A 4275-nucleotide genomic window follows, 5' to 3' on the forward strand; every position below is an offset into this window, starting at 1 on the left:
GAGCTTTCCGGGGCAGCCGGGCGGCGGCCGGGCGGCGGCTTCAGGAGACCCAGGCGATCACTGCCGGCACGGTGACAATCGACAGCACGGTGGAGATGAAGATGGCGGCAGAGGCCCGGTGCGGGGCCACGCCGTAGTGCTGCGCCAGCATGTAGACATTGCCCGCCACCGGCAGCGATGCGGCGGCGATGGCGACGGCGGCGGAGAACGGCGCCGCCGGGATCAGCCACAGCACGGCGATGGCGACGCAGGCCGGATGCAGCACAAGCTTGGCAAAGCTGAGCCAGCCGGAGATCCGGATCCGTTCGGCCGATTTCGAAGCGAGCGAGGCGCCGATGGCAAACAGCGCACCGGGGGTGGCGGCGCCGCCGAGGATGGTGAGGAAATCATTTGCGGGTTCCGGGATCGGCAGCGCCGAGGCCGACCAGGCAAGACCGGCAACGATGGACAGGATCATCGGGTTTTTCAGCAGGCCCAACCCCACCAGTTTCAGCGTTGCCATCCCCAGCCCGTTGCCGCGGCCGGCGTTGATCAGAATGACGATCAGCGAGGAGAACACCACCAGATCGACGCTGAGCACCACCATCATCGGCGCAACTGAGGCCGGGCCGAACAGGATCGCCATCATCGGCAGGCCGAGAAAGCCGACATTGCCGATGGCGGCGCATTGCGCCTCCACTGCTGCGGTGGGCACGTCAAGGCCTCGGGCCATGGCGACAGCTGTCACCAGCAGGTAGACCGCCAGCGTGCCGGCCAGGTAGCCGAGGATCAGGGTGGGGTCGAAGACCTCGGCAAAGGACAGGTTGGCGGCGAAGCCGAAGATCATCGCTGACAGCGGAAAGTAGAAGACAAAGCGGGTGAGATAGGCGGTGGCCTCTTCGGTGAAAAAGCGGCTGCGCCCGGCCCAGTAGCCAAGGCCGATGATTGCGAAGAAGGGCAGGGTGCGGAAGAAGATCTCGGCCATGGGGATTGGTAACAAGACCTGACCAATTGGCAAAGGCTGTTTTTTGGGCGGTTTTTTGAACCGGCGGGGGCGCTCCCGCCGGTTCATGGGCAGTCCGGGTACTGCCCTTCACAGTTGGGCGTGGCCCCGTACTGCGCACGGGGCAGGGTTTTTGCTGAGAGCGTCTGGTCAACTGTGTGACCGGGCTTTCCTGCGTCAAGGGTGAACCGCGCCAAGGCGCGGCGGCGGCACCGCCCTTGACCCAAGAAAGCCCGGTGGGGGAATACGCCCCCGCAGCGCGTCAGCGCTGCCGGGCCCAACCGGGGAGGGGCAGCCTTTGGCTGCTCCGGAGCGGGCGGGAGTACCCTGCTGCCGTGTTCAGTGCCGTGTCTAGCCGCTGCCGATCAGGGCGCCTGCGCCCAGCACCAGGGCACCGCCCAGCACCACCTGCATGGTGGCGCGCCAGAACGGGGTTTGCATGAACTTGTTCTGGATCCAGGCGATGGCCCAAAGCTCCACAAACACGATCAGCAGCGCCAGTGTGGTGGCGGTCCAGAATTCCGGGATCAGGTAGGGCAGGGCGTGACCCAGGCCGCCCACGGTGGTCATGATGCCGGAGGCCAGTCCGCGTTTGATGGGGGAGCCGCGGCCCGAAAGCTCGCCGTCATCTGAGGCGGCCTCGGTGAAGCCCATCGAGATGCCGGCGCCGACCGAGGCCGCCATGCCGACCAGGAAGGTGGTCCAGGTGTCCTGGGTGGCAAAGGCGGTGGCGAAGATCGGCGCCAGGGTGGAGACAGAGCCGTCCATCAGCCCGGCCAGCCCCGGCTGCACCCAGGTCAGCACGAACTGGCGGTGGGCGGCGCGGTCCTCATCGTCGCGTGTGCCGTCGTCCAGATGCGCCTCCTGCAACTCACCGGCGCGGGCCTGGTGGCCGGCCTCGGCGGCGGCCAGATCGCCCAAGAGCTTGCGGGTGGCGGCGTCCCGGGTGCGGGCGGCGGCGGCGGTGTAGAAACGCTCGGCGTCGCGCTCCATCGCGCGGGCCTCGTCGCGGATGCGGTCGAGGCTCAGGTTTTCCATCAGCCAGACCGGGCGGCGGGCATAATAGCCTGCCACATGCTCGCGCCGGATCAGCGGGATCGCCGGGCCGAACCGGTCCTCGTGCAGGGCAATCAGCCGGGCGCGGTGCTCATCCTCTTCCGCGGCCATGCCGTCGAACATCGCTGCGGTCGCCGGGTAGTCCGCCAGCAGCCGCGCCGCATAACTGCGGTAGATGCGCGCATCGTCCTCCTCGGAGGCAATTGCAAGGGCCAGGATCTCCTGCCCGGTGAGGTCTGAAAAGTGCTTGCGCTGAGTGAAAAACCGCATCATCTGCCCCTAGTTTAGAATTATTCTAAATATAGCGGATCCCCATGCCGCCGCAAGATGGCGCACCAGCCTTGTTGCAAAGCGGTGGCCCGGATTACATTAGGGGCAGGCCCTGCACCCTGCAGCCCGTATCCTGAGGAGCCCTCATGAACCAGCAAGCCAGCGTCCTGCGCACGGGCCGGAAATTCGACCAGGTCCTGGAGGGCGCGCGCGAGGTGTTCCTGGCGGATGGGTTCGAAGGCGCCAGCGTCGACAATATCGCCAAGGCGGCGGGGGTGTCCAAGGCGACGCTCTACAGCTATTTCCCCGACAAGCGGGTGCTGTTCATGGAGGTGGTGCGCTCTGCCTGTGTGCAGCAGGCGGACGCGTCGCTGGAGCTGGCGCCGGGCACCCGCAGGCCGCGGGAGGTGCTGCGGGCGGCGGCGGAGCGGGTGCACGGGGTGCTGCTGGGCGGCTTCAGCCTGCAGCTGTTCCGCATTTTCGTGGCTGAGGCCGACCGGTTCCCGGAGCTGGGGCCGATGTTTTACGAAAGCGGCCCGATGACGCTGCACGGGGAGATCCAGGCCTATATGGAGGCCGCTGCGGCGCGCGGCGAGCTGAAGATCGAGGATGCCGACCTGGCCGCCGCGCAGTTCATCGAGCTGTGCAAGGCGGATATCTTTCTGCGGTTCCTGTTCAAGATCGACACCGAATTCACCGAGGCCGAGCGCGAGCGGGTGATCAGCGGCGCCATCGAGACCTTCATGGCCCGGTTCGGCGCCTGAGCGGCGCTGCCGGCAGGCCAGAGAGGCCCGTTTAATGCGTTGTGAAGCTGTTGGGCGTGCTGCGATAGGTTTCGTGGCAGCTGAGACAGCTTTGCATCAGGCCGGGCAGGGTGCGGCGCAGGCCGCTGAGCGAGCGGGTGTTGAGGTCCTTGGCCGCGGCTTTGGCAGTTTCGGCGCGGGCTTTGAAATCCTTCCACGCGTGCCAGATCAGCGGCCGGGCGTTGGACCGCGGGTCCAGCTGCGGCTTGCGGAAGTGCTTGCGGATGCTGCCGGTGGACCGGATCAGCTGCTTGCGCGCCGCGCGCGCCTGGCTGCGGTCAAAGGTGCTGCGCCCGGCAGTCATGCCGGTCAGCACATCCATGGCGGCCTTTTGCGAGGTCATCAGCGCGATCCGCTTGGTCACATGCTTGCTGTGGCTGCTGTCCCGGGCGGTTACCGGGGCGGTGCTGCCGATGGCCAGCGCTATGATCACCACGAGCAGGGCCGCGGCTTTGTGCAGGCGGAAAGATGTCACGATGCCTCCGGGCGGATTGACCGAATCGAGAAATAAGAACAAAATAAGAACATGCCGTATGTGCCTCCTGTTATCTGGCGGCCTTCCGGCCCCTGCTGCCCCTTGCCTGCCCAATTGCCCTGACCCGCTGCCCTGACCCGTTGCCCTGTGCCTGCTGCCATGCCCCACCGCCGCATTCTTTCGCTTTGGTTTCCGCGCCTTGGGGCGGAGCGTATCCTGCGGGCAGAGCGCGGCGGCATTGACGGGCCGCTGGCCGTTGCCGAGGAAGTTTCCAACACGCAGGTTATTTCCGCGTTAAACGCCGCCGCTTTGGCAGAGGGGCTGCAGCCGGGCCAGCCGCTGCGCGATGCCCATGCGATGTGCGCCGGCCTGACGGTGCGGCCGCGCAACCCGGCGGCGGAGGCGGCATTCCTGGCCGCGCTGAGGCGCTGGGCAGGCAAGTTCAGCCCCTGGGTGGCGGAGGCGGAGTGCGACGGGCTGACCATCGACCTTACCGGCTGCGCGCATCTGTTCGGCAGCGAGGCGGCGCTGATGGAGGCGGCGGGGCGCGATTGCGCGGAAATGGGGCTGAGCGTGCAGATGGGGCTGGCCGATACCCTGGGCGCGGCCTGGGCGCTGGCGCGTTACGCGGGCGAGGAGGCGGCGCCGGACCGCAGCGGCGACGCCATCGACCAGGAGGCCCGCGCCAC

At 67.3% G+C, this 4275-nt stretch carries 5 protein-coding genes; 2 read left to right on the plus strand and 3 right to left on the minus strand.

Going from position 1 to position 4275, the window contains the following annotated elements; genetic code table 11:
* Positions 1–40: 40 nt before the first annotated feature.
* Positions 41–964, minus strand: coding sequence for an AEC family transporter (locus ACTRWG_RS22685; protein ID WP_462829980.1), 924 nt, complete (start codon positions 962–964; stop codon positions 41–43).
* A 369-nt stretch (positions 965–1333) separates the two neighbouring features.
* Positions 1334–2308, minus strand: coding sequence for an iron exporter MbfA (gene mbfA / locus ACTRWG_RS22690; protein WP_462829981.1), 975 nt, complete (start codon positions 2306–2308; stop codon positions 1334–1336).
* A gap of 146 nt (positions 2309–2454) precedes the next feature.
* Between mbfA and ACTRWG_RS22695 the strand changes: the two genes are divergently transcribed.
* Entirely contained in the window at positions 2455–3072 is a 618-nt protein-coding gene (locus ACTRWG_RS22695) for a TetR/AcrR family transcriptional regulator (RefSeq protein ID WP_259957583.1), read from the plus strand.
* 31 nt (positions 3073–3103) lie between these two features.
* Here the strand turns inward: ACTRWG_RS22695 and ACTRWG_RS22700 are convergent, their stop codons facing one another.
* Positions 3104–3586 carry a c-type cytochrome gene (locus ACTRWG_RS22700; protein ID WP_462829982.1) on the minus strand — a complete coding sequence of 161 codons (483 nt, stop codon included), beginning with the start codon at positions 3584–3586 and terminating at the stop codon, positions 3104–3106.
* Between the two features lie 159 nt (positions 3587–3745).
* Here ACTRWG_RS22700 and ACTRWG_RS22705 point away from each other — a divergent pair.
* The coding region (locus ACTRWG_RS22705) for a Y-family DNA polymerase (protein WP_462829983.1) at positions 3746–4275 on the plus strand (530 nt) is incomplete at its 3' end.

Source organism: Leisingera sp. G5_S3_59_S7, from assembly GCF_054968485.1.